This is a genomic window from Sulfitobacter aestuariivivens (assembly GCF_014763045.1).
In the GTDB taxonomy this organism is placed as follows: Bacteria; Pseudomonadota; Alphaproteobacteria; order Rhodobacterales; family Rhodobacteraceae; genus Sulfitobacter; species Sulfitobacter aestuariivivens.
This window is the reverse complement of sequence record NZ_JACTAG010000001.1, coordinates 461,474-484,299: the sequence shown is the minus strand read 5'-3', so window position 1 is coordinate 484,299 and position 22,826 is coordinate 461,474. Positions and strand designations below refer to the sequence as shown.

Annotated in this window: 24 protein-coding genes and 1 pseudogene; 16 read left to right on the top strand and 9 right to left on the bottom strand. The window is 56.8% G+C overall.

Annotated features, from left to right (window positions below; translation table 11 throughout):
* Positions 1 to 71 precede the first annotated feature (71 nt).
* On the bottom strand, positions 72 to 1,577 hold the full coding sequence (locus H9Q16_RS02325) for an RNA-directed DNA polymerase (RefSeq protein WP_216859280.1): 1,506 nt from the start codon (positions 1,575 to 1,577) through the stop codon (positions 72 to 74).
* A gap of 18 nt (positions 1,578 to 1,595) precedes the next feature.
* Positions 1,596 to 2,507, bottom strand: coding sequence for an FAD-dependent thymidylate synthase (gene thyX, locus H9Q16_RS02320; protein WP_191073754.1), 912 nt, complete (start codon positions 2,505 to 2,507; stop codon positions 1,596 to 1,598).
* 206 nt (positions 2,508 to 2,713) lie between these two features.
* Here thyX and H9Q16_RS02315 point away from each other — a divergent pair, with 206 nt between their 5' ends.
* The 6 genes from H9Q16_RS02315 to H9Q16_RS02290 all read left to right on the top strand — a co-directional run bounded on the left by H9Q16_RS02315 (position 2,714) and on the right by H9Q16_RS02290 (position 7,489).
* Entirely contained in the window at positions 2,714 to 3,619 is a 906-nt protein-coding gene (locus tag H9Q16_RS02315; RefSeq protein WP_343067761.1) for a HupA family protein, read from the top strand.
* A 101-nt stretch (positions 3,620 to 3,720) separates the two neighbouring features.
* Positions 3,721 to 5,049, top strand: coding sequence for a tetratricopeptide repeat protein (locus H9Q16_RS02310; RefSeq protein WP_343067760.1), 1,329 nt, complete (start codon positions 3,721 to 3,723; stop codon positions 5,047 to 5,049).
* Positions 5,050 to 5,114: 65 nt separating this feature from the next.
* Positions 5,115 to 5,549 (top strand): VOC family protein, encoded by a 435-nt coding sequence (locus H9Q16_RS02305; protein WP_191073753.1) that lies wholly within the window; start codon positions 5,115 to 5,117, stop codon positions 5,547 to 5,549.
* Complete coding sequence (locus H9Q16_RS02300; RefSeq protein WP_386260220.1) at positions 5,543 to 6,256, top strand: DUF1194 domain-containing protein; 714 nt, start codon at positions 5,543 to 5,545, stop codon at positions 6,254 to 6,256. The genes H9Q16_RS02305 and H9Q16_RS02300 overlap by 7 nt, the downstream gene beginning before the upstream one ends.
* The gene (locus tag H9Q16_RS02295; RefSeq protein ID WP_191073751.1) at positions 6,253 to 6,960 is read left to right on the top strand and encodes a DUF1194 domain-containing protein; all 708 of its coding nucleotides are present in this window, start codon (positions 6,253 to 6,255) and stop codon (positions 6,958 to 6,960) included. The genes H9Q16_RS02300 and H9Q16_RS02295 overlap by 4 nt, the downstream gene beginning before the upstream one ends.
* A 79-nt stretch (positions 6,961 to 7,039) precedes the next feature.
* Positions 7,040 to 7,489, top strand: coding sequence for a YHS domain-containing (seleno)protein (locus H9Q16_RS02290; RefSeq protein ID WP_191073750.1), 450 nt, complete (start codon positions 7,040 to 7,042; stop codon positions 7,487 to 7,489).
* A 105-nt stretch (positions 7,490 to 7,594) separates the two neighbouring features.
* Here the strand turns inward: H9Q16_RS02290 and H9Q16_RS02285 are convergent, their stop codons facing one another.
* The 3 genes from H9Q16_RS02285 to H9Q16_RS02275 form a co-directional block, all read right to left on the bottom strand.
* Positions 7,595 to 8,047 (bottom strand): MarR family winged helix-turn-helix transcriptional regulator, encoded by a 453-nt coding sequence (locus tag H9Q16_RS02285; RefSeq protein WP_191075129.1) that lies wholly within the window; start codon positions 8,045 to 8,047, stop codon positions 7,595 to 7,597.
* A gap of 484 nt (positions 8,048 to 8,531) precedes the next feature.
* A complete protein-coding gene (locus H9Q16_RS02280; protein WP_191073749.1) occupies positions 8,532 to 8,789 on the bottom strand; it encodes a succinate dehydrogenase assembly factor 2 in 258 nt (85 codons plus the stop codon).
* Complete coding sequence (locus H9Q16_RS02275) at positions 8,782 to 9,174, bottom strand: helix-turn-helix domain-containing protein (protein ID WP_191073748.1); 393 nt, start codon at positions 9,172 to 9,174, stop codon at positions 8,782 to 8,784. Before H9Q16_RS02275 ends, H9Q16_RS02280 begins: the two co-directional genes overlap by 8 nt.
* Before the next feature lie 93 nt (positions 9,175 to 9,267).
* On the opposite strand from H9Q16_RS02275, the gene H9Q16_RS02270 reads away from it, so the two are divergent.
* From H9Q16_RS02270 to H9Q16_RS02260, 3 genes and pseudogenes are all read left to right on the top strand, one after another.
* Positions 9,268 to 10,470, top strand: a complete 1,203-nt coding sequence (locus H9Q16_RS02270; protein WP_191073747.1) for a pyridoxal phosphate-dependent aminotransferase — start codon at positions 9,268 to 9,270, stop codon at positions 10,468 to 10,470.
* A 10-nt stretch (positions 10,471 to 10,480) separates the two neighbouring features.
* Positions 10,481 to 10,682 (top strand): annotated as a pseudogene (locus tag H9Q16_RS20900) (VOC family protein); the annotation flags it as partial.
* A 163-nt stretch (positions 10,683 to 10,845) separates the two neighbouring features.
* Positions 10,846 to 11,247, top strand: a complete 402-nt coding sequence (locus tag H9Q16_RS02260) for a hypothetical protein (RefSeq protein ID WP_191073745.1) — start codon at positions 10,846 to 10,848, stop codon at positions 11,245 to 11,247.
* A gap of 85 nt (positions 11,248 to 11,332) precedes the next feature.
* Here H9Q16_RS02260 and H9Q16_RS02255 read toward each other — a convergent pair whose 3' ends face one another.
* Together H9Q16_RS02255 and H9Q16_RS02250 are read right to left on the bottom strand one after the other, a co-directional pair.
* Complete coding sequence (locus tag H9Q16_RS02255; protein WP_191073744.1) at positions 11,333 to 12,715, bottom strand: MATE family efflux transporter; 1,383 nt, start codon at positions 12,713 to 12,715, stop codon at positions 11,333 to 11,335.
* A gap of 45 nt (positions 12,716 to 12,760) precedes the next feature.
* Entirely contained in the window at positions 12,761 to 13,150 is a 390-nt protein-coding gene (locus H9Q16_RS02250; protein ID WP_191073743.1) for a DUF4260 domain-containing protein, read from the bottom strand.
* 87 nt (positions 13,151 to 13,237) lie between these two features.
* Between H9Q16_RS02250 and H9Q16_RS02245 the strand changes: the two genes are divergently transcribed.
* The 5 genes from H9Q16_RS02245 to H9Q16_RS02225 all read left to right on the top strand — a co-directional run bounded on the left by H9Q16_RS02245 (position 13,238) and on the right by H9Q16_RS02225 (position 17,874).
* Positions 13,238 to 14,104, top strand: coding sequence for a LysR family transcriptional regulator (locus H9Q16_RS02245; protein WP_191073742.1), 867 nt, complete (start codon positions 13,238 to 13,240; stop codon positions 14,102 to 14,104).
* A gap of 40 nt (positions 14,105 to 14,144) precedes the next feature.
* Positions 14,145 to 15,284, top strand: coding sequence for an alpha/beta hydrolase family protein (locus H9Q16_RS02240; RefSeq protein ID WP_191073741.1), 1,140 nt, complete (start codon positions 14,145 to 14,147; stop codon positions 15,282 to 15,284).
* Position 15,285: 1 nt separating this feature from the next.
* The gene (locus H9Q16_RS02235; RefSeq protein WP_191073740.1) at positions 15,286 to 16,161 is read left to right on the top strand and encodes an alpha/beta fold hydrolase; all 876 of its coding nucleotides are present in this window, start codon (positions 15,286 to 15,288) and stop codon (positions 16,159 to 16,161) included.
* Positions 16,162 to 16,294: 133 nt separating this feature from the next.
* Entirely contained in the window at positions 16,295 to 16,588 is a 294-nt protein-coding gene (gene nrtS / locus H9Q16_RS02230; protein WP_191073739.1) for a nitrate/nitrite transporter NrtS, read from the top strand.
* Positions 16,585 to 17,874 (top strand): adenylate/guanylate cyclase domain-containing protein, encoded by a 1,290-nt coding sequence (locus H9Q16_RS02225; RefSeq protein WP_191073738.1) that lies wholly within the window; start codon positions 16,585 to 16,587, stop codon positions 17,872 to 17,874. The genes nrtS and H9Q16_RS02225 overlap by 4 nt, the downstream gene beginning before the upstream one ends.
* 114 nt (positions 17,875 to 17,988) lie before the next feature.
* Here H9Q16_RS02225 and H9Q16_RS02220 read toward each other — a convergent pair whose 3' ends face one another.
* Both H9Q16_RS02220 and H9Q16_RS02215 read right to left on the bottom strand, forming a co-directional pair.
* Positions 17,989 to 18,597 carry a carboxymuconolactone decarboxylase family protein gene (locus H9Q16_RS02220; RefSeq protein ID WP_191073737.1) on the bottom strand — a complete coding sequence of 203 codons (609 nt, stop codon included), beginning with the start codon at positions 18,595 to 18,597 and terminating at the stop codon, positions 17,989 to 17,991.
* 4 nt (positions 18,598 to 18,601) lie between these two features.
* On the bottom strand, positions 18,602 to 20,332 hold the full coding sequence (locus tag H9Q16_RS02215; RefSeq protein WP_191073736.1) for an adenylate/guanylate cyclase domain-containing protein: 1,731 nt from the start codon (positions 20,330 to 20,332) through the stop codon (positions 18,602 to 18,604).
* 153 nt (positions 20,333 to 20,485) lie between these two features.
* Here H9Q16_RS02215 and H9Q16_RS20720 point away from each other — a divergent pair, with 153 nt between their 5' ends.
* Positions 20,486 to 20,617: a hypothetical protein gene (locus H9Q16_RS20720; RefSeq protein WP_281403085.1), complete on the top strand. Its 132-nt coding sequence runs from the start codon at positions 20,486 to 20,488 to the stop codon at positions 20,615 to 20,617.
* A gap of 227 nt (positions 20,618 to 20,844) precedes the next feature.
* The gene (gene parE / locus H9Q16_RS02210; protein ID WP_191073735.1) at positions 20,845 to 22,809 is read left to right on the top strand and encodes a DNA topoisomerase IV subunit B; all 1,965 of its coding nucleotides are present in this window, start codon (positions 20,845 to 20,847) and stop codon (positions 22,807 to 22,809) included.
* Positions 22,810 to 22,826 lie beyond the last annotated feature (17 nt).

The window sequence follows — 22,826 nt, the reverse complement described above, 5'->3', positions numbered from 1 at the left end:
GGACTTTCGGTTGGGTGGGATTTGTCCCACGGTTGGAGCAGGCGGGGTAGGCCCAGCCTAGTGACGATTGTTCAGCTTGGATTGTCTTTCCAAAAATCATCAATCTCTTCCTCTTTGATCACGGGCGTGACTTCATCAACCTGCGATCTATCAACGACAGAAAAGTTGGACAGAGTTGCTTTCACTTTCTCGTCTTCAATCCAGTCAAAGTTCCAGAGGTTTGCGCTATCAGCCAATACAGAGTTGCAAAGCGCATCCGTCGGTTGGAAAGCTATTCCGTTAGGTAGAGCCATCCTTTGCAGCCAAATTTCAAAATATCCACTATTTGGTATTCGCTCGGCCTTCTTCAAAACAAGTCTGAAAAGTTCATTCCTTTCCTCGGGCTGCATCTTGTCCAAAATCAGACTCACGGCCCGCGCAATCGCAGGCAAGACGTTAGGTGAAATTGCTGCAAGATCCAGAAGGATCGCAACTAGAACCTTCTTGTTCTCAAACTCATATCGGTCCTTCTTTATTTGTCGTTCAATCTCCAAGATATGAGTCTTCAAGAGAACCTTGAGTGCGCCAGTGTTTGGGTTTTCAAGTGCAAAATTGTGTATTACCAAGAGTTCCTTTTGGAGTGTTTTTTGCGCGACTTGCAAACCTAGTGCGTCTACTTTTTCTCGCTTCACAGCTGCCGATACCAAATTACTGGATTCACTTGTTTTAGCGGCACCAAGCCGCATACCAAAAATCAATAATTCTTCAGAGACAACTTTGAGTGCTTCATTGCAGTCTGCATCAGACATACCAAAAATTCGATAGTCATCTCTATAACGCAGAATACTGATATTGCTGTCCTTCAACCGCTCATTGATACCCTTGTCACAGTAACCCATTATGAGTTCAGCAAGAACATGGCTCAAGATAGATGCTTGAGGGATTCCGTTCGTTTGTCCCTCTCTTGAAATTTGAATGAGCCGATCAAGACGATTTCCGATCAAGTTGTCTTTGTTGCGGTTATTTCCTGATTTAATGAACGGCCTGTCATGGAAAGCCCAAGATATAGAGTGCGTATAGATCGAAGGATAGCAATTAGTAACGTCCGTCACTGCCACATGAGAATATTCAAAGGAAAGCTCTAAAGAACGTTGTTCAATTTTGTGCCACCACATCAAAATTTGCTCAGCGATGTCGCTCATGACGCCCGTCGCAACGACTGGGAGCGAACAACACTCTACAATCCCGCCCGAAAATGACTTTAGTCGGTTTTGAGTCAATTTCCAAGCGTTTGGCTCAGTCAATAAGTGAACAGACTTCGCATATATGAGAGGGTTAATTAGCTCAAAGGGGCGCCAAGAGAACTTTCCATCCTTGTTGCTTAAGAATGTGTAGTTTACTCCAGAACAGTCTTGGGGCTTCCAATTGCGGATTTCTTTCAGACCAGTGTGCTTTGCAATCTCAAATGCTGCGTTCAAGATCGGCCCGAAGTTAAAATAGGGAGGCAAGGTAATATCGAAATAAGATGCTGACTTCAACATGTGCTCTCTTGCAGCATCTGCGTTGAGATCAAACAAACAAACTGAATTAAATGACATGCTACATACTATTCACATTTAGCTTCGATCTAAAACCCCCTCAAACTCCCGCCACTCGCCAACAGACATCCCCGAAGTCTCCTGCGTGACCTCTTCACCTTTCAACATACGCTTGATACAGTCCAGCGCTTTACCCGATAAAGTTGCGCCGCCCAGGCGGTAGTCTTCGAAGGCGCCGTAGGCCGCGGGAACCCAGTCGGCGACTACCGAACAGATGGCGTCGGCGTAGACGCGGATTTCGTATTGGGCGTGGGCATCCGCGCGCAGGCGCAGGAAGTGGAAGAGGTTGTGCAGGTCAACCTTCCAGTACCATTGGGTGTAGACATTGGCAGGCAGGTTCATGCGGGCGAGCTCTCGGGCCAGGCCGTCCTGACCGTCCTGGCTGATCATCTGTTCGTAGTTGTCATAGCAGCGGTTGGAGTCTGCTTTCAGGATTTCAAGGACGCGGGCGGCTTCCTCGCCTTCCAGTACACCTCCCCTGCCCTGATTGTTCACCACGGATTGCGCGTTGATGTGTTCGGGCGCGGGGATGTAGAATTCGCGGTCCAGGATCGAATAGCGGGCGGAGTATTCGTTGACGTTGGCGGTGCGGTGGCGGATCCATTGGCGGGCGACAAAGACGGGCAGTTTCACGTGCAGCTTGATCTCGCACATCTCGAACGGGGTCGAGTGCCAGTGGCGCATCAGGTAGCGGATCAGGCCCGCGTCGTTCTGGACGCTTTTGGTGCCCTTGCCATACGACACCCGCGCGGCCTGGCAGATCGCGGCGTCATCGCCCATGTAGTCGATGACCCGGATGAACCCGTGATCCAGCACCTCGTGCGCCTTGTACAGATGCGCTTCCATCCCCGCGACGGTGGCGCGGAGCGTGGTGTGTTCCTGGCTGCGCAGGTCATCGATTTCGGCACGTTGTTCAGGGGTCAGCGACATGGACGGGTTTCCGTTTGGTGAGATTTTAGGGTCAGGATTCGCGAACCACTATATCTGCCCCGATCCAATGCAGGAACCGCAATATGCGGTATTGTTTTTTGGTAGCAGTCAGGGTGGAAAATCGCCACCGGGCAGAGCGGCACGTTGACAAGGACCGCGCCGCGCGGACACTGTAGCGCAAATATAACAAATTGAGGGCAGCCATCGTGAAACGTGTATTTATCAGCCTGATGCTGGGGCTGGGCCTTGTCGCCTGTGGCGGGGGCGATGCGCCCTTTGGTCAGGCGCCCGGCGATGAAACCGATACAGCGGGCATCCCCGAAGAGCTGGCGTCGGATCTGGAGAGTTTCACGTATAACCCCGACAACCAGACGCTGACCATTCGCGGGATCAACCTGGAGGATGGCCGTTTTGAAGACGTTTATCGCCGTCGTCCCGCGTTGGATCGGGGCGATTACGAGGCCTACACGGCGCAGGACGGATCGCTTGATCGCCACTCCACCGCTTATGTGCGTGACATTCGCGGAACACGTGCCGCGATTGCGGTGACCGGCGGTCAGTTCACATATATTTTCGCCGGCGGGTCTTATGCCAATCAAAGCTATACGGCCCCGGTGCTGCCCGGGTCGCAGATTGAAGGCGGGCTGGTCAGCTATGCGGGCAACTACATTGGGATGCTGAATGTCGAGGGCAGCGGCGAGGATCTGATCCCGGTCACGCCCGGCACGCCAGAAGGCATCCGGCCCACACAGGCCGCTGAGATTACCGGCACCATTCTGGTCAACGCGAGCTTTTCTGACGGCACAGTCAACGGCACGATTACGGACCGCGTGATCGTGGATATTCCGTCCATCGATGTGGCCGACCTTGATCTGGCGCCTACAGGTATCGAGGCGGACGGCACCTTCTTTGGCCAAGCCACAGTGGGCAATCAGGTACGCGGTGAATACGGCGGCATCTTTGGCGGCCCGGATGCCACCGAGATCGCCGGTGTGGTCCACGCCCAAGAGCACATCGCCACGCTGCAAAACGAAGAGGAATACGGTCTTTTCGTGCTGGCGCAATGTGGTACTGAGGGAGCCGATCCGCTGTGTAATCAGCCTGTCCCGTAGGGGGCGGGCGCGTGGCGCTTTCCAGATGGAATATGATAGCAAGGGCCCCTGCGGCCCTTGCGTTTTTCTGTCTTCTTCCCACAGCCGCGTTGGCACAATCGGTGCCCCCGCCGGCAACGACGCCCGGGATCGAACTGACCCTGCCGCAGGTTCGGCAGGTGGCCGTGCAGGCTTTGCAGGCGGGGCGGCCCGAACTGGCTTACACGCTGGCACAAGGGTTGCTGAAGGCCGATCCCACGTCCTCCTTTGCCTACTTCACGAGGGCGAACGCGCAAGCCCTTTTGGGCCAGCCCCGCGCGGCACGAAAGTCGGCAGCCAAATCGTATCGGTACGCGAATACCACTCTCAATCGGTTTGAGGCGGCTGAGCTGGCGGCCCGACTATCCTATGCAGAGCAGCGCCCCACGCTGACACAGCTCTGGCTGCGCCGGGCCGTGCAGCATGCGCCTAACAAGGAGATAGAGGCGCGGTTGGGCCGCGACTATGGCACGGTGCGCGCACAAAATCCGGTGTCATTTTCGCTTCGTGGCGGGCTGCGCCCGTCCAACAATGTCAACAACGGGTCCGACACCACGGTTCAAATCATCGACGGGCTGCCCTTTACCGGCACACTCAGTGGCAGCGCGCTTGCCTTGTCCGGCACTGTCGCCACCATGGATGCCTCTCTGGGGTACCGCTTGCAAGGTAATGCGACCAGCCGAACGACCATCGGCGGGCGCCTTTTCGTCAAGCGCGTGGCGCTGGACAGCAATGCCCAAGCTCTGGCCCCTTCCGTGCGCAACAGCGATCTCGGTACAACCTATGGCGAAGCAAGCCTGAGGCACGACTTCCTGCTGGGGCAGACCGGCAATCAGGCCTACATTACAGGCGCATTTGGGCAGTTCTGGTTTGGAGGTGAGCGAAGTTACGATTTCGCTCGGCTTGAGGCGGGGCGCGACTGGGCTTTGAGCAAAGCAACCAAGTTTCGGCTTGATGCTGCGGCAGAGCAGCGGCAGTCAGCGCGCGATGCGCCGTTCGACAGCACATCGCTGGCGTTCGTGGCGGGGGTCTCACAGGCACGCGGCAATGGCGACAGTATGTCCTTTGCGCTGAACCTTCGGCACACAGAAAGCGATTTCGTAAATGCCCGGACCCGATCAGCCACGCTGAGTACGAGCTACAGCTTTGGACAGCAGATGGGACCAGTCAAAGTTTCTGCGGGCCTGGTTGCAGGCTATTCTGACTATCCTGACTATGTCGTTGTTTTTGCAGTGCCGGGGGGGCGGCAGGATAAATCGATCTATGCCAATCTCAACCTGTTCTTTCCCGATGTCGACTACGCAGGTTTTGCCCCGACCTTGCGGATTGCCGCAGGACGCAAGTTTTCCAACGTAAGCCGCTTTGACACGCGCGAGGTCTCGGTCTCTTTCGGCATTCAGTCAAAATTCTGAGAGCGGGTGGAGTCTTTGTGCGCGCATGCTACCTTTGCCGTCAAAAGCACAACAAAGGATAGCAGATGCCCATCAAATATCTCCACACTATGGTTCGTGTGCTGGATTTGGAAAAATCCATCGCCTTTTACGAACTTTTGGGTTTGGTCGAACGGCGCCGCGTCGAACATGAGAACGGGCGCTTCACATTGGTGTTTCTGTGCCCGCCCGGCATGGATGATGGTCACGCCGACATTGAACTGACCTACAACTGGGACGGCGACGACGACCTGCCCAGTGACAGCCGCCATTTCGGCCACCTCGCCTACACCGTTGAAAACATCTATGATACCTGTCGCCACCTTAGAAATAACGGCGTGGTCATCAACCGCCCGCCCCGCGACGGACGGATGGCATTCGTGCGCAGCCCGGACAACATTTCTGTGGAATTGTTGCAAGAGGGAGATGCGCTTGAACCAGCTGAGCCTTGGTCCAGCATGGAAAACACAGGCCATTGGTAAAGCGCTGGCTAGCGATCAGCGCGCTGTTCTGGGCGGGCGCATCGGCACAGGCGGCTGAGTGCCGCCTCGCTCTGCTGCTGGCGCTGGATGTTTCCAGTTCGGTCGATGCTGCCGAAGACCAGCTTCAACGGGGCGGACTGGTGTCTGCACTGATTGCCCCGGAAGTCGAGGCAGCCTTTTTTGCCGCAGACCAGCCTGTTGCACTTGCAGTGTATGAATGGTCAGGACGCTACAATCAGTCTGTCCTGCTTGACTGGACATTGATTGATGGGCGGGCCGCCTTGATTAAGGCAGCCGAAGTCATCGCTGCCAGCAAGCGCAGCCATAGTGATTTCCCCACAGCGATGGGTCATTCACTTGGCTTCGGGGCTAATCTTTTCCGAAAAGCACCACCTTGCCTGCGTCAAACGCTCGATGTGGCCGGGGACGGGCAGAACAATGATGGGTTTGGGCCAGCGGCCGCCTATCGCGAATTTGCCTTTGCCGATGTCACTGTCAACGGTTTGGTGGTGAATGAAGCCGGATCCCAAAGCGAGGTCGGACTGATCGCCTATTATCGCGGAGAGGTGCTGCATGGGCCCGGCGCGTTCTTGGTCATTGCAGAAGGTTTTGAGGACTATGAGGATGCCATGCGCCGCAAGCTGGAGCGCGAGTTGACACCCCCTGCCATAGGCGCGTTGCCGGTTGAGACGGGCAGCGCCGGATGATCCGTGCAGCACTCGTTATGGCATTGATCGTGTTGTCCGGTGCGGCACATGCCAATTGTCGCCAGGCGCTGGCCCTTGCGCTGGATGTTTCGGGTTCGGTCGACGCGCGCGAGTACCGGCTTCAACTGGGGGGCGTCGCGCAGGCGCTTGATGCGCCTGAGGTGCGCGAAAAGCTCTTGGCGATGCCCGGCGCGCCTGTGCGGCTGATGATTTTTGAATGGAGCGGTCCAGCTGATCAAGCCGTGCTTGTGCCTTGGACAGTGATCGCCGATCAGGCCGCCATAGACATTGTCATCGATACGCTGCGCCAGACTGCGCGGCGGCCTGCGACACCCGGCACCGCATTGGGTACAGCAATGACGTTGGGTGCGCATTATCTGGACCAGCAGTCCGATTGCTGGAAAATGACTTTGGACATTTCCGGTGATGGAAAATCGAACCTCGGGCCGCGCCCGCGCGAGGTCAAACCAATGCTTGAAGACAGGGACATTACGATAAATGCCCTGGTTATCGGCGCTGATAATCCCAACACCGGCGATGTGCGGCAGGCTGAGATTGGGGAGCTTTCTTCGTACTTCAATGCAGAAGTGATACTGGGGGCCGACGCATTTGTTCTGACAGCGATCGGATTCGCGGATTATGCGCGGGCCATGAAGCAAAAGCTCTTGCGCGAATTGGAAGGGCTCGTGTTATCGCGACTGTGATCTGCGTCACGCGAATGTGCATCTTCTGATCCCGACCCCTCTGATAAAGTAGGGCAAATTGATGTTTGGAGAATTTCAGATGACTACTTTGACCCGCCGCACTGTCTTGACGGCCATGATGACATTGCCTTTTGCCCATTTGGCCCGGGCAGCGTCCGACCGCGTCTCGGTGGGTCGCAACGGCATCGCGATGCAAGGCTATGATACCCATGCGTATTGGATCACCCAATCTGCACGTCCAGGCAGTGAGGCATTTGTCGTGCAATGGCGCGGTGTCCCCTGGCATTTCGCAACGGCCCAGGACGCCGAGATTTTCCGTGCAGATCCGGACGCCTATGCACCAGGTTTTGGCGCTTTCTGCACCCGCGCGATGTCGCTGGGCAAGGTTGTTGATGGCGATCCGGAGGTCTGGCGCATCCACAAGGACAAGCTTTATCTGTTTGCACGACCCATTGGGGGAAAGCACTTTGACAAGGGCCCAGAGGCCATGATCGCCAAGGCGCAAAAATTTTGGGATGCGCTGGATTGAACGCATTTAACGCCCTTCCAGAAGCAACTGTGTGCGATACGCAGTGTTGACTGTTTTCTTTCGATACGTTGCGCTGCATTGCGTCCGCAGATGCCAAAGCACCCACTAATAGATATAGCGGATCTGATCGGACCAGTAGCGTTCCATCCGCTTTAGCGATCCGGTGATGTCAGAGATACCTTCAGGGCCAAGCACCCCTTTGTGTTCCAAACCATCAGCATGACGCTCAAACAACCCCGCAACCACATCTCGGATCTCGCGGCCCTTCTGCGTCAAACGTACCCGCACCGAGCGGCGGTCGATCTCGCATCTTTGGTGGTGCATATAACCCATTTCCACCAGCTTTTTCAGATTGTAGCTGACATTTGATCCCTGGTAATAGCCACGGCTTTTCAACTCACCCGCAGTTACTTCATTGTCACCGATGTTGAACAAGAGCAGCGCCTGCACCGCGTTGATTTCAAGTACACCGACACGTTCGAATTCGTCCTTGATCACGTCCAGAAGCAACCTGTGCAACCGTTCCACCAGCGACAGCGCCTCCAGATAGCCGGTCATGAAACTTTGATCTCGCGCGACGATCGCGCCATTGGCGGATGGGTGGTCAGCAATGGGCTGTTCTTGAATGTTCATCTTCATACTCCGATCGGTTCTGCTGTTCGGAAACTGATGAATAAAACAGAATATTTCGTTAAACGCGGAAAGGAGTGATATCCGCTGATGCTCTCACTGGCGCTGCTGACGGGTGGAAAGGCTTTTCGTAGCTGACACCTGATCGTATCTTTTCGCTCATGAAACGATTCGATCTGGCGGCATCTGCTTGCGAAATTATCGCATTGTGAGACCTTTGATGCGAGCGCCGCAGATGTTGGCGCGCCTACGCGCTTAACGGTCGCGATCGCCATCAAAGGCGGCGCGTTTATAAGGAAAGTCACCTAAGACGTAGACTGCTGGAAACCGTCAGGCTCGACGCAGAAACCCTGATCCGGGTTCTCGTTGAGTTTGATCATCCCGACGTCCGAAAGCAGGTCCGGAATGCCGGTTACGCGTCCATATGGTTCTGAATTGCCGCTACCAACAAGCGGTATCGGTCAGGCGCATCAACCTGTCTTGTAACCCATTGATAAATATCGTGATCGTTCTCATTAAGCAATTGGTCGTACAGAACAAGATCGGCCTCGCTCAGCTGCGGAAGATGTGCCGCTGCAAAGGACGACAGGATGAGGTCCATTTCCTTGATCCCGCGGCGCATGGAACGCATCTGCAGCCGCTTGATCCGGTGTTCGGTGGTTTCAGGCATCGACCGGCTTGGCAAGCAGGCGGCGCATCTGTTTTTCCAGACGGCCCATTGCCTCTGCCTTCTTCAGCATATCACTGCGCAAGGCACGCATTTCCGCCAGAACGTCGCTGAGATCACCATCAATCACTTCATCCGGGCCACTGATACCCTCGCCCTCACCGTTGATCAGCCACATCATCGAGACATTCAGCACCCCGGCAAGCATCGAAAGCCTGTTGGCGCGGGGTTCAGAGTGGTCGTCTTCCCAACCGCGCAACGTGCTCACTTTGATGCCCAGCCGCTTTGCCAGCGCTTCCTGCGTCATGTTCGCTTGTTCACGCGCTGCCGCGACACGGTCACCGAAGGTTGCGGCATCGGGCCCGTACCAATCCATATCATCCATCATATTATCGCTCTCCTCGTTTGCGCCAATCGTGCTTGATCGCTGTTGGGGGGACCCCTATGAGTATGCGGCACACATAACGCCAAGGGATACCCGATGGAACTGCTCTCCGCGACACTTGCCCGCGTCAAACCGTCACCCACCATCGCAGTGACCAACAAGGCTGCCGAACTCAAGGCTGCAGGTCATGACATCATCGGTCTGGGCGCCGGCGAGCCTGATTTCGACACGCCCCAGAACATCAAGGACGCCGCTATTGCTGCAATCCATGAAGGTAGAACGAAATACACCGCCGTCGACGGCATCCCGGAACTAAAAAAAGCGATCTGCGCCAAGTTCAAACGCGACAATGGTCTAGAGTACATCCCATCGCAGGTCAGTGTGGGCACGGGTGGTAAACAAATCCTTTACAATGCCTTGATGGCAACGCTGAACGAAGGCGACGAGGTTGTCATACCCGCGCCCTATTGGGTCAGCTACCCCGACATGGTGCTGCTGGCAGGCGGCACGCCTGTCGTGGCAGAAGCGTCGATCCAGACCGGGTACAAGCTGACTGCAGATCAGTTGGAAGCGGCGATCACGCCCAACACCAAATGGTTGATCTTCAATTCTCCCTCCAACCCCACAGGCGCGGGCTACAGCCGGTCGGAATTGAAAGAACTGACCGACGTTCTGCTGCGCCACCCGCAGGTTTGGGTCATGACAGACGACATGTACGAACATCTGGCCTATGATGATTTCACGTTCTGCACTCCGGCTGAAGTAGAACCGCAACTTTATGACCGTACGCTAACGGTCAATGGCGTCAGCAAGGCATACGCCATGACCGGCTGGCGCATTGGCTATGCCGCAGGACCCGAGAAATTGATCGCGGCGATGAGAAAGGTCCAGTCGCAATCCACATCTAATCCGTGCTCGATCAGCCAATGGGCCGCCGTCGAGGCGCTGAACGGTACGCAAGACTTCATTGCGCCCAACAACGAAATGTTTGTCCGCCGCCGCAATCTGGTCGTGGACATGCTGAACGCTGCCGAAGGGGTATCCTGCCCAACGCCGGAGGGAGCGTTCTATGTCTACCCCTCAATCTCGGGCTGCATCGGCAAAACGTCCCCCGCCGGTACCACGATCACCGATGATGAAACATTTGCCACGGCACTGCTCGAGGAAACAGGGGTGGCGGTTGTCTTTGGCGCAGCCTTTGGCCTCTCGCCCAACTTTCGGGTCAGCTATGCCACATCCGATGATGCCCTCAAGGAGGCCTGCACGCGCATCCAGACCTTCTGTGCCGGGTTGAGCTAAAGGGACAGGCATGGACCGGATCACCGCAAACCTGCCCAGCCGCAATTTCGATACGACGGTCGCCTTTTACGGGCAGCTGGGATTTGCCACGCAGTACCGGGACGAGGGATGGCTGATCCTGCGGCGCAAAAAGCTTGAGATTGAATTCTTTGCACACCCCAAGCTCGACCCATTTGAAAGTTGGCATTCTGCGTGCATCCGTGTCGATGACATCACGGCCCTGCAGACCGTCTGGCAGGCCCTGAACCTGCCAGATGATCCGATGGGACGGTCGCGCGACCAGCGGATCATCGAAGACGGCGGGCCGGTCCGGTTTTTTACCCTCATTGACTGCGATGGCAGTCTGCTACGCTGCATCGAGAACGGGAGCCTGCAATGACAGATGCCTTGCCTGAGTACTATTTCCGTGTGCGCGAAAACGGGGCGGCTGTGTTCCGTGTAGACACCGAGAACCGACAACGCCGGATCGAGATGGATCAGATTGCGGTTGTAAACATCCGCAAAGGTGACATCAAACCGCAAGGTGATCGCACGCTTAGCCCTGCGGACGAAACCGCAATCCGTGACTGGATCGACGCGCGCCAGAAGTTGCTGGCACAGCGCGACCTGGACGATATCTTTCGGTCAATAGATCACTTGAACCTCACGACCCAATGGGTGCAATCAAAGGCTACCGAAACGCAGCTTGAGGCTGTGACAGATCACTTGCTGCTGGCCATGCACGATCTGCGCAGCACGCTGGTTCGCAAAAAGGCGGATCGGTTGGTGAAAAAGTAGCGCTGCTTTTCATTGCATTCGTGGGCTTTCTTGTTTGCGAAACCGCGAAATGACGAGGAATAGTCGCGTGTCACGCCAGTTCTATTCAACCGGGCGCTTCAATCTGCAAGTCACCGCTGCGCAAACGCTTCAGGGTTATTCCCCAGAAACGTCCATTCAGCAGCACTGCGGCAAGGCAAAGACCGATCACCAGACCCATCCAGACCCCGATGCCGCCAAAGCCCAGCGTAAAGCCCAGCAGATACGAACACGGAATGCCGACGATCCAATAGCTGATCGCGGCCAATACCATCGGCACCTTGGTGTCCAGAACCCCGCGCAACAGTCCCAATCCAATCGCCTGCGCACCGTCCACCAGCTGGAACAGGGCGGCCACGACCAGCAGTCCGACACCGATTGCCAAGATTTCGGCCCGCGCAGGTTCGTCCGTTTGCATGAAAAGCGAGATAAGGGGTTCAGGGAAGGTGACAAAGGCAATAATCGTCAGCACCGCAAACCCCAGTGACATCATTAACGTCACTCCGGCCCCGCGTGCCAGATGCGGAACATCACGCCGCCCATAGGCATTGCCAGCCCGGATCGTGGCGACATTGCTCAGCCCCAGGTGCACCATGAATGTGATTGAGGCGAGTTGCACGGCGATGCCGTGTGCCGCAAGAGGTATCGTTCCCAGCCAGCCCATCATCAGTGCTGATGCCGCAAACAGGCCGACCTCTGCCAGCATCGTCAGGCCGATGGGCCAGCCCAGCCGAAAGACCTCGACCAGCATCGCTGTGTCACTGCGCCAGAACCGTTTGAAAAGCCTATGCTGTGGCACAACAAAAATGAGGTAAAGCACAACAAAAATCAGCGACACAAGCTGGGTAATAACGGACGCGAGCGCGGCACCTTGCAGTCCCAGCTCCGGCGCGCCCCAATTGCCAAAAATCAGCGCGTAGTTTGCCAAAAAGTTGCAAATCGCTGCCCCAGCGGTGATCCAAAAGACAATCTGAGTGCGCTCCAATGCCGCCAGATAACTTTTCAACACCATGACCATCAACGCAGGCACGATCCCCCAGGCCGCGATGCGCAGATAGCGCGCTGCGTCTGCAGCAATGCTGTCGCCCTGCCCCATTAGCAACAGAATCGGCCCTGACCAGATCATCAGTGGAAGGCTGATCACCGCGAAACCCAGAGACAGCCACATCCCCATACGTGTCGCGCGCCGGATTGACGTCTCATCCCCTTCCGCATCATAGGACGCAACCATCGGCATGACCGCCATGGCAAAGCCGGACCCAAACAGGAAAATCACGAAGAAATAGCTGCTTGCCAAGGTGACGGCTGCCAGTGCCTCAACCGAGTACCAGCCCAGCATCACAGTGTCGGTCACTCCGATAGCCGTCTGACCCAGGTGCCCGCCAATCAGTGGCAGGCCCAAAGTCAGGATGGCGCGGCCATGGCCTGCGTATGACATTTGCTTGAACATGGCCCAGCCTTACGCCTGGACCTGCGCGGTGAAAAGGGGCGATCTTCAGACCCTTTCCAGATGGGTTTCCTTGAACCCGGCGGCGTATTTCAGACCATAGCCCAGTGCCCGGTCGATCCCGATGTGCGCGCCCCAGATCAGTGCCAGCCCGATCATCGCCTGCGCATCCATCGAGAACCCAAGAATTCCCAGCGCTGCAGGGATCAAAGTGCTGTGTCCGATATTGTAGACCAAAGCGCCCAAACGATTTCCTAGAAGGTATCCGATCATAAACACGTCTGGGGCAAGAATCAGGAGAGCAAAGAAGCCCCAACTTCCTCCCAATTGCGTATAGGCCGCGATACAGATCGCTGCCAGCGCGATTCCTTCTGCTCTCAGCGTGAATCGAACGCCCCCCAGAGAGCTTGTGATTTGATCTGTGTATGATGATGTCATGGTATTCCTCCTTGGTTCTGCGCAGGTTGCCATGACCCCAACCTGAAAGAAATTGATCAAAGGCGTATAATCAGCTAACATATTTTGATGAGCATTTCGCTGCCTCCGTTGGATCATATTCCTGCCTTTCACTCAGTCATGACCCACGGCAGCCTGAGTGGTGCCGCCCGCGTATTGGGGCTCGCGCAGCCGACGGTGCGGCGCCATATCGAGGCTATGGAAAGCAATCTTGAGACAGCACTTTTTACCCGCGCAGCCAACGGGCTGACACCGACTGCAATGGCACACACCCTGATGCCGATTGCCGAGGCTGTGTTGGAGGAAGCCCGCGCGCTGGGGCGTGTCGCGACCGCACACCGCGACGCCCTGGAGGGCGTTGTGCGTGTGACCAGCAGCCGGGTTGTGGCCACACATGTTCTGCCGCCTGTTCTAGCGGCCCTGCGGCAAAGCGCACCTGCCATCACAACAGAAATCGCGGCGACGGATAGGCCCGAAAACCTTGCACGGCGGGCAGCGGACATTGCCATCCGGTTCACGCCACCCACCCAACAGGCGCTTGTGGCGCAAAAACTACCGGATGTGGCGCTCGGGCTCTTTGCGGTGCCGGGCCTTGCTGACATCGACGGGCTTGCAGCATTGCGGGATGCGCCGCTGATACTGGATGATCGGGAGGGCCGGATCGGCCCGGCATTGGCGGCTATCGGCGTACCGTCACCGCAGAATGTCGTGCTGCGATGTGATGATGCGTTGGCACAGATTGGCGCAATCTGTGCAGGGGTTGGCATCGGCGTTTGCCAGGTCAGACTGGCCGACCGGTTAGGTCTGCGGCGGGTCCTGCCGGTGTTCGAACACCGCATGCCGGCCTGGATAGTGGTGCACGAGGATCAGGCACAGATCGCTCGCATTCGCCACGTCTTTGATCTGCTGAAAGCGCGCCTGCCCAGGCAGATGTAGCGCTCTTGCGTTGCCGTCGGCTGCCTGCCACGCTCACCCCATGAACCGTATTGACTGTATCCGCCCGGACGCCCCCGCCCTGGCTACGCGAAAACCGCACCCCGTCGGCGTCAGGCACCTGAAATGCGATGCCAGTTGGGCAAAGGATCTGCCGGAACGGATGCTGGATGTTGAACTTTGGTATCCTGCAAAGGCCGGTAGCAAGCCCGGAACGGCTTACAACACCCTATTGCGCGATGGGCGCACGCCCGTGACCTATCACGGGGCCGCGTGCCGGGGCGCCGACGTCGCACCCGACGTGCGCGCGCCGCTCGTTGTTCTATCGCACGGATATCCCGGAAACCGCTTTCTCATGGTGCATCTGGCCGAACACCTCGCCTCGCATGGGTTTGCAGTGGCGGCACCTGACCACGTTGGCAGCACCTATGACAATCAGCAGCCTTTCGGGGAAACCCTGTTGTACCGTCCTCTGGACCAACGCGGCGTGATCGAGGCTTTGGAAGGGGTCGACGGCGATCTGGGCGACCTGCTGGATCTCAACCGGATCGGCGTTATCGGCTATTCCATGGGCGGCTACGGGGCGTTGATACTGGCAGGCGCGGGGCTGGCGCACTCCGCCTTGGGTCACGCACGTGCGCCGAAGGGGAATGCACTGTCACGACATCTTGCCGGAACGCCCACGCATGATGCGTTGTTAGATCCGCGCGTCAAAGCGGTGATCCCCATCGGCCCGTGGGGCGGCGCGGCGGCAATTTGGGACGCCGCAGGACTTGAACGCCTTAAAGTGCCCATGCTGCTGATGGCAGGCACCGAGGACAGAATTTCAGGTTACGTCGGCATGCGGTCGCTTTTTGAGGGTGCGACACACATTCAAAGATATCTGCTAAGCTTTGAAGGCGCCGGGCACAACGCCGCCGCCCCCATCCGTGCCCCAGAAGAAAGCTGGGCGCACTCGGCGCATCTGGGCTGGGCACCATTCCGTCACTATGCCGATCCGGTTTGGGACACGGTTCGGATGAACAACATCTCTCAACACTTTGCCACTGCCTTTTTGGGTAAATATTTGCACGAGGACGACACCATGATCCCTTTTCTCGAAACCGACGATTGGCCCGGGTTCGGTGAGGCCGGCGCACCTGGCCTGCGCCTTGAGCGACGGGCTGCGGGGCAAGGAAAATAAGATGGAAGCCGGTTTTGTCCCCCTGAATGGCCGCCCCTTTTATGTGCGCAGGTGGGGTGATCCATCTTTGCCAAAACTCTTGTTATTGCACGGCTTTCCCGAATTCGGCGGTGCATGGGGAGATCTGGCGCACCGCCTTGCGGCCAACTATCATTGCATCGCCCCCGACCAGCGCGGTTTTGGTCAAAGCTGGGCACCGCCCGAGGTATCTGACTATACCACATCTGCCCTCGTCGGTGATATGGCCACTTTGGTCGGAAACGAGGCCCTGACCGTTGTAGGTCATGACTGGGGGGCCGCAGTGGCCTATGGTCTGGCCATGTTCCAGCCGCAGCTGGTCGAAAGGTTGATCATCATGAACGGGGTGCATCCCGTGCCGTTTCAGCGGGCCCTCGCCACAGGGGGCGCGCAAACCAGCGCCTCACAATACATTCATTTCCTGCGCAGCGACGACGCCGAAGAAAAGTTGGCTGCAGATGGCTTTGCCAAGCTGCTCTCACTGTTCTCGGCACACATGGATATGTCGTGGCTGGCAGGCGAAACCCGTGTTGCGTACCTGCGCGAATGGGCGCGCGACGGGCGGCTTAGGGGGATGCTGAATTGGTATCGCGCCTCGCCTCTTCGCGTCGCGTTGCCCGGAGTGCCGTTGACAGACATTCCGCAGTTTCGGGTAGAGAAACTGCAGGTGCACTGCCCACACCTGCTGATCTGGGGCAAGGACGACACCGCCCTACTGCCAGAAGCAACGCACGGATTGGAGGACTTTGCCGCTGATCTCACGCGCATAGAAATTCAAGGGGCGGACCATTGGCTTCATCACCAGAAACCTCGCGAGGTTGCGCAGGCCATTCACGGGTGGGTCACAGCGCGTTCCTGACATAGCGTCCGAAAAACAGAACACCCAGACCACTGGCAAGCCCTGCAACCGTGGGTTCAAAACCTTGTCCGAGTTGCTCTTTTTTCCAAGAAGTGACACTAAGGGTTAACTTAAGACATCCTGATTGAATGCCATGACATCCTCTCAAGAGGAACACGCCCCCTCGGTCGCAGAGCTATTGTTCGGCGACGGCACGCCTAAGAAGGCTTTTCTTACAGCTATTATTGTTGGAACCGTCCTGACAATCATCAACCATGGTGACGGTGTGCTGGCCGGTGAACTTCCGCCTTTTTGGAAGGTGGCACTGACCTACTGCGTGCCATATTGCGTGACATCCTGGGGCGCCTATACAGGCAAGCGTGCGCAAATCCGGCGCGCTCGGGCCGCAAAAGCGCCGAACGGCGCAAAAAAGGTCATACATCAATGAATGCCGAACAGTTCTTCAATCAGAAAACAATTCTGGATCTAAGCTTTTTCAACTTCCGGAATGCCATAACAGCCGCGTATTTCGCAAACCGCGATCTGCAAATCCAACGAGTAAACGAGAACTTCCGCAAGTTCTTTCCGATCCTGGGCAATGTCACGAATGCATCAATGCCAGACGTGCTGGAGCAACTGGGTGTGTCCGGCGATCAGATCGACCTGTACCGGGATGAGCTGAACACCAAAGGTTCCGTACTGCTGCCGAAGGTAGAAATTTCAGTTGACGGTGCAACACGCATTTTCTCGCTATTGTCGGCACATACGTCAGACAAAGACTTCAGCTATCTCAACGGCGTGCAAGGGCAGTTTGTGGACCGCACAGTCGAGTGGGAACTGCGCCGCCAGCATGACGCGTTGCTCAGTCAGAAGGTCAAGGACCGCGAGCTGATCGAGGAGAAAAGCAGGCAGCTAGAGAGCCTTGCCAACAGGCTTGCAAAGTACCTCTCGCCGCAAATCTACAGCAGCATCTTTTCCGAGACCGAAGATTCCTCGCATACCCACAAGCGAAAGAACCTGACCGTTTTCTTCTCCGATATCGTGCAGTTCACAGATCTCAGCGACACATTGGAGCCCGAGCGGCTTGCGGTCGTGATCAACTCCTACCTCTCTGAAATGACGAATGTCGCTTTGGAGTTTGGCGGAACCATCGACAAGTTTATCGGGGATGCGGTTCTTGTGTTCTTCGGAGATCCAGAATCTCAAGGCGACTTTGAGGATGCTCTGCGCTGTGTGGAAATGGCGCTTAGGATGCAGGAACGCATTACCGCGCTCCAGGGTTATTGGAAGAAGAATGGTGTCCCCAACGGTTTGCGGGTTCGGATGGGCGTTGCGACGGGATATTGTACGGTCGGCAACTTTGGATCGGACCAACGGCTGGACTACACCGTACTGGGACGGCCTGTGAATCTCGCCGCCCGGTTGCAGGAGCTTGCTGAACCCGGCAAGATACTTACCGATCAGAACACGCTCTCACTCATCAACAAACACGTCCGCAGCGAACTGAAAGGCGCATTCATCCCAAAGGGATTTGCGCGTGAAGTCAGCTATTTCGAGATCAGCGATCTGGCAGAGACAACGACACGAAAAAGAGAGCGGGAGTTGTCCCACGTCGGTGAACGCGTCGAGGTAAATGTGCTCGACAGCTCGGATATCCGCGCAGCAATCGAAGAACTTGCCGAAATTCAAAAGCGGTTCGAAAAGCAACTCATTAACTCAACAAATGAGAAATAGCCACGAAGCCAAGCGGCCTGAATGAACTGCGCGAAGGCCCGCCTTGTAGCTGACCCTGCAACTATCGAGAGGTTGCTCTTGATAAGTCGGTTGAGGGGATAGACGCACCGTTCGTCAGTGGTGCCCCCAGTCATCAGGGTCCTCGTTGTTGCCAGGCGACAAGCCGATGATATCCCCTTTTGTCGAACATCCCAGCCCCAGAACCGTGCGGTTGGCATAGGAGAAATACGCGCTGACCTGATTGATTTCGAGGATTTCGCCATCGTCCCATCCAGCTGCACGCAATGCATCCACGTCCGTGGCGACCATCTCATCCGGGGCTTCGGTGAGTTGTTGCGCGTAGCGCATGGCAGCCTGCTGGCCGCCATTCAGCGGCGTCGCTGAGATATCCCGCGCCTCGATCGCGGTGCGGATGTCGTCTGCGCGCGCGTCGTCGCGCATCAAGCGTTTCATCCCGGCGAAGTGATGCTCGACACAATAGTCGCAGTGATTGAGCGAAGATACCCAGACGCCCAAGAGCTCCAGAAACCATTTTGGGATCTCGTTATCCCGATGATGCAGCACGTATTTGTAGATTGCCATGTGCCCTTCCATCGTGTGGGGGCGCAGGGAATGCATCATCATGATGTTGTCGACATTGTTGCCCGGGCCCGTCACCCGCTCATAGAGGGTTTTCAGATGTCCGGTGGCGGCAGCAAACGGAATGGTCTTGATCCAAGGCATGGGGTTACTCCGGTATGCCCGCGATCCGCAAACCTTTTAGGTAGGGCTCCAATGCGCCGGGCTTGGTTGTTCTGTACAGGCCAGAAAGTTCGCTGACGGTGAGATGAGGCACCTCTTCCAACACATCTCTGGCGTATCTTTGGGCATCTTCGATCCGGCCCAGATTGGCAAGAGACGCTGCCATCATAGCACTTGGCCAATACCCTGCCGCATTGGGGTGACGTAGTGTTCTTTGCGCCCAATCCAGCGCATTCTCAAAATCTTCGGCCAAAAGGTAGGTAAAGGCCTGGACGGCAAATGTCGCCCACATGATCGGGTCGCGTGGGCTCAACCGTTCAGCCTGCTGCCCGGCAGCGGTGGCGTCGTCGTACCGTCCATCCAGTGCCAGCGACATGCTCAGCCCATGATAGGCCTGTGCAAAGCTCGGGTTCAGCTTGACCGAGTTCTCAAGTGCAGCAATTGAATCGGCCTGATTGCCTTGCATCATGTGGATGCGACCAATGGCGAAGAAGGCAACCGCATCTCGGGGGTCTGCCGCCAAGGCCTTGCGCGCCGCGATCATGCCTTCGCGCAGGCTAGCCTCAAAATTATCAGACCAGTGCATCACAACGCCCTGATAGTGCACATAGGCGCGATAGGCATGAGCCGGGCCAAAGTTCGGGTCAAGCTCGCTTGCGCGGGTCAGAAATTTCAAAGCGTTAGCATGGTCCTCTTGGCTATAGGACCACATGTGAAAAACGCCGCGCTGGAATATCTCCCAGGCATCCAGCGTCTCAGGCGCCTTGGAAGATACTGCGGCACGTTCGACAGCAGAGATTTCCGGCTCCACCGCACCGATGATCGTCTGGGTCATTTCGTCCTGCAGATCGAAGATGTCCTCGATCTCGCGGTCATAGCGTTCCGCCCAGACATGATGCCCGGTGGCGGCCTCGATCAGCTGAGCGGTGACGCGCACCCGGTTGCCCGCTTTGCGGACGCTGCCTTCCATGACGTATCTGACGCCCAGTTCGCGCCCTACCCGTTTGATATCAACGGCTTGGCCCTTGTAGGTGAACGTACTGTTGCGTGCGATCACAAAGAACCAGCGGACCTTGGACAATGCCGTTATCAGGTCTTCGGAGATACCATCAGCGAGGAAGGCATACTCTGGGTCCGTCGACATATTGTCGAACGGAAGGACCGCAATCGATGGTTTTTCCGGTAGCTCAAAAGCGGCGGTGGGCGCTGCATCGTCCTCCGGCGCGATCTGCCAGGTACGCACGGGGTCTGCGATGTTCTTGAGCGACAGGGACCCAAGATCGTCCATCCGAACGTCCACCTTGTTCTTAATCTGGCCATGCACGACGTCAGAGATACAAATGGTACCAGGATCGGCCTGCGCTTCAAGCCGGGCGGCAATGTTCACGCCCTCGCCAAAAATATCATCTCCTTCGACAATAATGTCACCCAGATTGACGCCGATGCGCACGGCGAAGGCTGGTGTGGGCAGGCGTTGCCACTCAAGTGCGCATTGCACCGCATCAACCACACTGCCGAATTCCGCCAGCACGCCGTCACCCATCAGTTTGAATATTCTGCCATTGTGCGATGTGATCAGCGGCCGCACCGTTTGCGCGATCCAGTCTGTCATCTTGCGTTGCGTACCGGCTTCATCCTCTCCCATGAGGCGCGAATAGCCGACCACATCCGCTGCAAGCACGGCGGCGAGACGTCTGGTGGCAGGGGGAGCGGACATAACGCAAGGTTAACGGCGGTATCCGATCCTGAACAGAGCAAATTTACCGACGCGCGCCGTGCCCGGCACCGGTGCTGGCGGTCAGGAAAACCTGACTTGTGCCAAATGCGCAGCCACGGCAGGCTTTCAGTATTTAATATGAAGGTTATTACAATGTTGCTGCGCATTATCCCCCTGACCGCCGTCATCATCACCATACTTGCCCTGCTCTTTGCTGCGGATTGGCGGCCCTACTCTCAGGATGGCCTTAATGCCCCTGCACACACAGCGCGCGGGTGGCTTTGACAGTCGCCAAAGCGGCTTGCGAACGCGGCCGTCTTCTATATCGACGATGTCGCGAGGGGGACGCCGGGGTGCTCTGGGAATGATGAAATCCGTAGACTGGCCACCATTGGCTGGGGCTACGGACCTTGGCGACGCAAAATACTGTGGATGAAACCCATCTGGTGATTGCCGAATGGCACCCACCCTGCCAAAATGCGCGGCAAACAACAAAAGAGCAGTGCAGTGCAATGAACGATCTTCTGGCCGGAGCAAAGCCCGTTAAGGACTATGATGCATCCTCCATCGAAGTGTTGGAGGACATGGAACATGTTCGCCTGCGCCCGGGCATGTACATCGGGGGCAAGGATGACCGTGCATTGCATCATATGGTGGCAGAGATCATCGATAACTCGATGGACGAAGCCGTTGCAGGCCATGCGACCTGGATCGAGCTTGAGCTCCATGACAACGGGCACGTCACCGTGCGTGACAATGGGCGCGGGATCCCCATAGATCCACATCCCAAGGATCCCTCCAAATCGGCATTGGAAATCATTTTCTGCACCCTGAATGCAGGTGGCAAGTTTTCTGGCGACAATTATGAGACCTCAGGCGGATTGCACGGCGTCGGATCGTCAGTTGTGAACGCGCTTTCAGATCACCTGCACGTCGAGGTAGCGCGCAATCGCGAACTTTATGCCATGACCTTTTCCCAAGGTATCGCAAAGGGACCACTGGCCAAGATCGGCGCAGCCCCCAACAGACGCGGCACGGCTGTTACCTTCCACCCCGATCCTGAAATTTTTGGTGCGCTCAAACTCAAGCCAGCGCGGCTTTTCAAGATGGCGCGGTCCAAGGCGTATCTTTTCTCCGGCGTCGAAATCCGCTGGAAGACCACCCAGCAGGACGGCGAAACCCCGCAAGAAGCAACTTTCCACTTCCCCGGTGGGCTCAGCGACTACCTGAACGAAACCCTTGGCGGCGCCACGACCTATGCCGAGGCACCGTTCGGTGGGTTGGTCGATTTCAAGGACAAGTTCAACACGCCTGGCAAGGTCGAATGGGCGATCAACTGGACGCCATCGCGCGACGGCTTCATCCAGTCCTACTGCAACACCATCCCAACCCCCGAAGGCGGTACACATGAGGCTGGGTTCTGGGCTGCAATCCTCAAGGGTATCAAGGCTTACGGCGAACTGGTGGGCAACAGAAAAGCCGGTTCAATCACGCGTGAAGATCTGATCACCGGGGGCTGCGCACTGGTATCGTGCTTCATCCGCGAGCCCGAGTTCGTCGGCCAGACCAAAGACCGCTTGGCCACGGTCGACGCACAACGGATGGTCGAGAACTCCGTTCGGGATCATTTCGACAATTGGCTTGCCTCTGATACGAAATCGGCGGGCGCAATCCTCGATTTTCTCGTTCTGCGCGCCGAAGAGCGCCTGCGCCGTCGGCAGGAAAAGGAAACCGCCCGCAAGTCTGCCACCAAAAAACTGCGGCTGCCCGGCAAGCTGACTGACTGCACGTCTAAGGACCGTGTGGGCACGGAGTTGTTCATCGTTGAGGGGGACTCGGCGGGCGGCTCCGGCAAGGGCGCACGTAATCGCGAGACGCAGGCGTTGTTGCCGCTTAAGGGCAAAATCCTGAACGTGCTGGGGGCGGCGTCTTCCAAACTGGGCTCAAACGCCGAAATCTCGGACCTTTGCGAGGCGCTTGGTGTCGGCATGGGCACCAAATTCAATCTTGATGATTTGCGGTACGAAAAGATCATCATCATGACGGACGCAGATGTTGACGGCGCGCATATCGCTTCGCTGCTGATGACCTTTTTCTTTACCCAGATGCGCCCCTTGATTGATGGCGGCCACCTCTACCTTGCCTGCCCGCCGCTCTACCGTCTGACGCAAGGAGCAAGACGCGTTTATGTCGCTGACGACGCCGAAAAAAATCGCCTGATGGAGAAGGGCCTGGGCGGCAAAGGCAAGATCGACATGCAGCGCTTTAAAGGCCTGGGAGAAATGGACGCCAAGGACCTCAAAGAAACCACGATGGACCCCGCTACCCGCAAACTCATCCGGGTGACAGTGGAAGAGGATACCCCCGGAGAGACCGGCGATTTGGTCGAGCGGTTGATGGGCAAAAAACCCGAACTGCGGTTTCAATACATCCAGGAAAACGCGAAGTTCGTGGATCTGGACGAGATGGATGTTTGAGGGCCGGATTGGCGCCT

What these genes read in the sequence shown, in the direction of transcription:
- H9Q16_RS02325 (WP_216859280.1), bottom strand. Translation starts at nt 1,577, where the DNA reads ATGTCATTTAATTCAGTTTGTTTGTTTGATCTCAACGCAGATGCTGCA.
- thyX (WP_191073754.1), bottom strand. Translation starts at nt 2,507, where the DNA reads ATGTCGCTGACCCCTGAACAACGTGCCGAAATCGATGACCTGCGCAGC.
- H9Q16_RS02305 (WP_191073753.1), top strand. Translation starts at nt 5,115, where the DNA reads ATGCCCATCAAATATCTCCACACTATGGTTCGTGTGCTGGATTTGGAA.
- H9Q16_RS02295 (WP_191073751.1), top strand. Translation starts at nt 6,253, where the DNA reads ATGATCCGTGCAGCACTCGTTATGGCATTGATCGTGTTGTCCGGTGCG.
- H9Q16_RS02290 (WP_191073750.1), top strand. Translation starts at nt 7,040, where the DNA reads ATGACTACTTTGACCCGCCGCACTGTCTTGACGGCCATGATGACATTG.
- H9Q16_RS02285 (WP_191075129.1), bottom strand. Translation starts at nt 8,047, where the DNA reads ATGACCGGCTATCTGGAGGCGCTGTCGCTGGTGGAACGGTTGCACAGG.
- H9Q16_RS02280 (WP_191073749.1), bottom strand. Translation starts at nt 8,789, where the DNA reads ATGCCTGAAACCACCGAACACCGGATCAAGCGGCTGCAGATGCGTTCC.
- H9Q16_RS02275 (WP_191073748.1), bottom strand. Translation starts at nt 9,174, where the DNA reads ATGATGGATGATATGGATTGGTACGGGCCCGATGCCGCAACCTTCGGT.
- H9Q16_RS02270 (WP_191073747.1), top strand. Translation starts at nt 9,268, where the DNA reads ATGGAACTGCTCTCCGCGACACTTGCCCGCGTCAAACCGTCACCCACC.
- H9Q16_RS02260 (WP_191073745.1), top strand. Translation starts at nt 10,846, where the DNA reads ATGACAGATGCCTTGCCTGAGTACTATTTCCGTGTGCGCGAAAACGGG.
- H9Q16_RS02255 (WP_191073744.1), bottom strand. Translation starts at nt 12,715, where the DNA reads ATGTTCAAGCAAATGTCATACGCAGGCCATGGCCGCGCCATCCTGACT.
- H9Q16_RS02250 (WP_191073743.1), bottom strand. Translation starts at nt 13,150, where the DNA reads ATGACATCATCATACACAGATCAAATCACAAGCTCTCTGGGGGGCGTT.
- H9Q16_RS02245 (WP_191073742.1), top strand. Translation starts at nt 13,238, where the DNA reads ATGAGCATTTCGCTGCCTCCGTTGGATCATATTCCTGCCTTTCACTCA.
- H9Q16_RS02240 (WP_191073741.1), top strand. Translation starts at nt 14,145, where the DNA reads ATGAACCGTATTGACTGTATCCGCCCGGACGCCCCCGCCCTGGCTACG.
- H9Q16_RS02235 (WP_191073740.1), top strand. Translation starts at nt 15,286, where the DNA reads ATGGAAGCCGGTTTTGTCCCCCTGAATGGCCGCCCCTTTTATGTGCGC.
- nrtS (WP_191073739.1), top strand. Translation starts at nt 16,295, where the DNA reads ATGACATCCTCTCAAGAGGAACACGCCCCCTCGGTCGCAGAGCTATTG.
- H9Q16_RS02225 (WP_191073738.1), top strand. Translation starts at nt 16,585, where the DNA reads ATGAATGCCGAACAGTTCTTCAATCAGAAAACAATTCTGGATCTAAGC.
- H9Q16_RS02220 (WP_191073737.1), bottom strand. Translation starts at nt 18,597, where the DNA reads ATGCCTTGGATCAAGACCATTCCGTTTGCTGCCGCCACCGGACATCTG.
- H9Q16_RS02215 (WP_191073736.1), bottom strand. Translation starts at nt 20,332, where the DNA reads ATGTCCGCTCCCCCTGCCACCAGACGTCTCGCCGCCGTGCTTGCAGCG.
- H9Q16_RS20720 (WP_281403085.1), top strand. Translation starts at nt 20,486, where the DNA reads ATGTTGCTGCGCATTATCCCCCTGACCGCCGTCATCATCACCATACTT.
- parE (WP_191073735.1), top strand. Translation starts at nt 20,845, where the DNA reads ATGAACGATCTTCTGGCCGGAGCAAAGCCCGTTAAGGACTATGATGCA.